The following is a 4,045-nucleotide window of genomic DNA, read 5'->3' as shown; positions in this document are numbered from 1 at the left end:
AGGTCGGTGTCCAGGCGGTCGGGGCCGGAGGTGATGTGGTGGAGTTCGGGCCGGGCGTCCTTGAGGATGACCTGGTAGCCGCCTTCGTCGTCCTGAGGGAAGACGGTGCGCAGGGATTCGTGGCGTTCCACGACGTCGGCGAGTGCTGCTTCGAGGGCTGCGGTGTCGAGGTTTCCGGTCAGGCGCAGGGCGACGGGGATGTTGTAGAGGGAGCTGCCGGGATCGTACTGCTGGAGGAACCACAGCCGTCGCTGGGCGAACGACAACGGCACCCGCTCAGGACGCGGACCCGCCACCAGACCCTGGCCCGAGCGGCCCGCCACCGTCATCAGCTTGGCGAGCCCGGCCACCGTCGGGTGGTCGAACATGTCGCGGACCGAAAGCTCCATGCCGAGGCCCGAACGTGCCCGGGCGAGCAGCCGGATGGCGAGGAGGGAGTGCCCGCCGAGGTCGAAGAAGTTGTCGTCGACGCCGACCCGTTCCAGGCCGAGGACATCGGCGAACAGCCCGCCGATGGCCTCCTCCCACGGGTTGTGCGAGCCGTGTCCGGCCAGCAGGTCCGGTGCCTCGGCGTCCGGGCCGTGCACCGGTTCGGGGAGCGCGCGCCGGTCCAGCTTGCCGTTGGGCGTGAGCGGCAGCGCGTCCAGCAGCATGAACGCCGAGGGCACCATGTAGTCCGGGAGCTGCCGTTCGGCGTGTGAACGCAGGAGACCGGGCACCGTGTCGGCACCGGCCGCCGCGACGACGTACGCGACGAGGCTCTGGTCGCCCGCGTCGTCCTCGTGGACCACCACAACAGCCTGCCGTACGCCCTCGACGCCCAGCAGCACCGCCTCGATCTCGCCGAGTTCGAGCCGGAACCCGCGCAGCTTCACCTGCTGGTCGGCGCGGCCCGCGTACTGCAGCTGTCCGTCGACGTTCCACAGGGCGAGGTCGCCCGTGCGGTACATCCGGGAACCGGCCGGCCCGTAGGGATTGGCCACGAAGCGCTCGCCGGTCAGGTCGGGGCGGCCCAGGTAGCCCCGGGCGAGGCCGGTGCCGGCGATGTAGAGCTCGCCCGCCACTCCCGGCGCCAGGGGCTGCAGGCCCGCGTCGAGGACGTAGGCCTGGGTGTTCCAGAACGGGCGGCCGATGGGGACGGCGCCCGAGGGCGTCGGAACGCCCGGTGCGAGCGTGAAGTCCGTGCAGTTGACGGTGGCTTCGGTCGGGCCGTACGCGTTGACGACCGTCGCGCCGGGGTGTCGCTCCCGCCACTCGGCGAGCTTCTCGCCGAGGAGTTGCTCACCTCCGAGGACGAGGGTGCCGGACGGGGAGGCGGCGTCGGGGAGCGTATCGAGCAGCGGCAGGTGACTCGGAGTGGCCTTCATGAAGGCCGGGCGGGAAGCATGGCCGGCCGGCTCCTCGCTGAGGTCGGCGAGACGCACGCAGCCACCCGAGACCAGCGGCGTGTACAGGGCGGTGACGGTCAGGTCGAAGGCGATCCGTGAGTGCAGCAGCGCCCCGCCCGCAGCGTCCGGATAGGAGTGCCGGGAGCGCTGGAGGTACGCGCCCACCGAGCGGTGCTCGACGATCACGCCCTTGGGCCGGCCCGTCGAGCCCGATGTGTAGATCACGTAGGCGGGATGCTGCAGCGATACCGGACCCGTCGGGCCTGTCGGGTCCGCCGGAATCCCGTCCGCCGATGCCAGTGCGGTCTGCGTCTTCGCGGCGTCGAGGAGCAGAGTCTCGACACCGGGCACCAGGCCGGACCATTCGTCATTGGTCAGGGCGAGGACGGGCGAGGTGTCCGCCAGCATGTAGCGAAGCCGCTCCGCCGGGTACTCCAGGTCGAGCGGCAGATAGGCGCCGCCCGCCTTCAGGACCGCGAGAAGGCTCACGATCAGCTCGGTGGACCGGGGAAGCGCGACCGCCACGAACCGCTCCGGGCCGACACCGCGCTCTGTGAGGAGCCGGGCGAGCCGGTCGCTGCGTGCGTCGAGCTGGGCATAGGTGAGGGAAGTGCCGGCGTGGACGAGGGCGGTGGCGTCCGGAGTACGCGCCACCTGGGCCGCGAAGAGGGAGACCACGCTCGCGGGTTCCACGTCGCGTGCCGTGTCGTTCCACTCGTGCAGCACCTGGTGCCGCTCGGCCGGTGTCAGCACGTCCATCCGGCTGATGCGTCGGTCCTGAGCCGTCAGCGCTCCGTCGAGTACCAGCAGAAGGCGCTCGCCGAGAGACCGGGCCGTGGGGGCGTCGAACAGGTCGGCGCTGTATTCGAGTACGCCGCCCATGCCGCCTGTGGGCTTGTCGTAGAGCCGGAACAGCAGGTCGAACTTGGAGCCCGCGTCCTCGGTCGGCACCGCGGACACGGCCAGTCCGGGCAGGGCGAGCGCGCCGCCGACGGAACCGAGCGGGTCCGCGTTCTGCACCACCAGTCGCACCTGGAACAGCGGGTGCCGGGCAGCGGACCGCTCCGGGTTCAGCAGCTCGACGAGCCGTTCGAAGGGGACGTCCTGGTTGCTGTAGGCAGCGAGGTCGGTCTGCCGGACCCGGTCGAGGAGCTCGGCGAACGTGGGGTCGCCGGCGAGGTCGGTGCGCAGGACGAGGGTGTTGACGAAGAAGCCGACGAGGTCTTCGACGGCGTCGTCGGTGCGGCCGGCGATGGGCGATCCGATGGGGATGTCGGTGCCTGCGCCGAGGCGGGACAGGAGCACGGCGAGGGCGGCCTGCACCACCATGAAGGTGCTCGCCCGGTGCTCGCGGGCCGCCGCCTCGATGCGCTCGCGCAGGGCGTGCGACACCTCGAACTCGACGGTCCCGCCCCGATGGGACGGCGTCGTCGGCCTGGCCCGGTCGGTCGGCAGGTCCAGCTCGGCCGGCAGGCCGGCCAGTGCCTCCTCCCAGTGGCGCAGCTGGCGGTTGATGAGACTGTCGTCATCGTCCTCGGAGCCGAGTGCCTCGCCCTGCCACAGGGTGAAGTCCGCGTACTGCACGGGCAGCGGCGGCAAGGCAGGGGCGTTCCCTGCTGTGCGGGCCGCGTAGGCGGCGGTCAGGTCCCGGGCCAGCGGGCCGAACGACCACTCGTCGGCCGCGATGTGATGGATCAGGAGCAGCAGTACGTGATCGTCCTGCCCGGTCTCGAACAGCGTCACCCGGATCGGGAACTCCGCCGTGAGGTCGAACGTGTGGCCCGCGGCCGTGCGCAGGGCCTCCCGCAGCGCGTCGGGGGCGATCCGCTCGATCGTCAACGGCGGCTCGGCGGCGGCCAGGACCACCTGGTGGGCGCCCTCCCCGTCCTCGGCGATCACGGTCCGCAGCACTTCGTGCCGTGCCACGACATCGGCGAGCGCGGCACGCAGCGCCGCGTGGTCGAGAGGGCCCGTGAGACGCAGGGCGACCGGAAGGTTGTACGTGGCGTTGGGGCCTTCGAGCCGGTGCAGGAACCACTGCCCCCGCTGGGCGAAGGAGAGCGGGATGCGCGCAGGGCGCGGACCGGCGGTCATGGCGTCGCGAGCCGCGTCGGCACTGCGCAGCGCCGTGGCGATCCCGGCGACCGTAGGTGCCTCGAACAGCCGGCGCACGGGCAGCTCGACACCGAGCGCGCTGCGGATGCGGGAAACCAGGCGGGTGGCCAGGAGTGAATGCCCGCCCAGCGTGAAGAAGCTGTCGTCGATCCCGATGCCGGAGACACCGAGGACCTCGGTGAACAGTCCGCACAGGATCTCTTCCTGCGGCGTTCTGGGGGCGCGGCTCTGGGCGGCAGCGGTGAACTCCGGTTCCGGCAGGGCCTTGCGGTCCAGCTTGCCGTTGGCGGTGAGGGGGAATGCGTCGAGGGTGACGAATGCGGCCGGGACCATGTAGTCGGGCAGGGCGTTGGCTGCGTGGGTGCGTGCTGTGGTGGTGTCGGTGGTGCCGACGAGGTAGGCGATGAGTCGGTCGTCGCGGACGATGACGGCTGCCTGGTCTATTCCGTCGAGTGCGGTGAGGACGGTTTCGATTTCGCCGAGTTCGATGCGGTGTCCGCGGATCTTGACCTGGTCGTCTGCGCGGCGGAGGTATTCGAGGT

At 71.2% G+C, this 4,045-nt stretch carries 1 protein-coding gene; it reads right to left on the bottom strand.

Translation table 11 applies throughout. From position 1 onward, the window contains the following. Positions 1-4,045 (bottom strand): amino acid adenylation domain-containing protein (locus tag ABZ434_RS35975; RefSeq protein WP_359146290.1); only part of this gene is annotated, 4,045 nt, incomplete at both ends.

This window comes from Streptomyces sp. NPDC005761 (assembly GCF_040630635.1).
Lineage (GTDB): Bacteria > Actinomycetota > Actinomycetes > Streptomycetales > Streptomycetaceae > Streptomyces.
The sequence above is the reverse complement of the archived record's forward strand: the minus strand, read 5'-3'. Positions and strand labels throughout refer to the sequence as shown.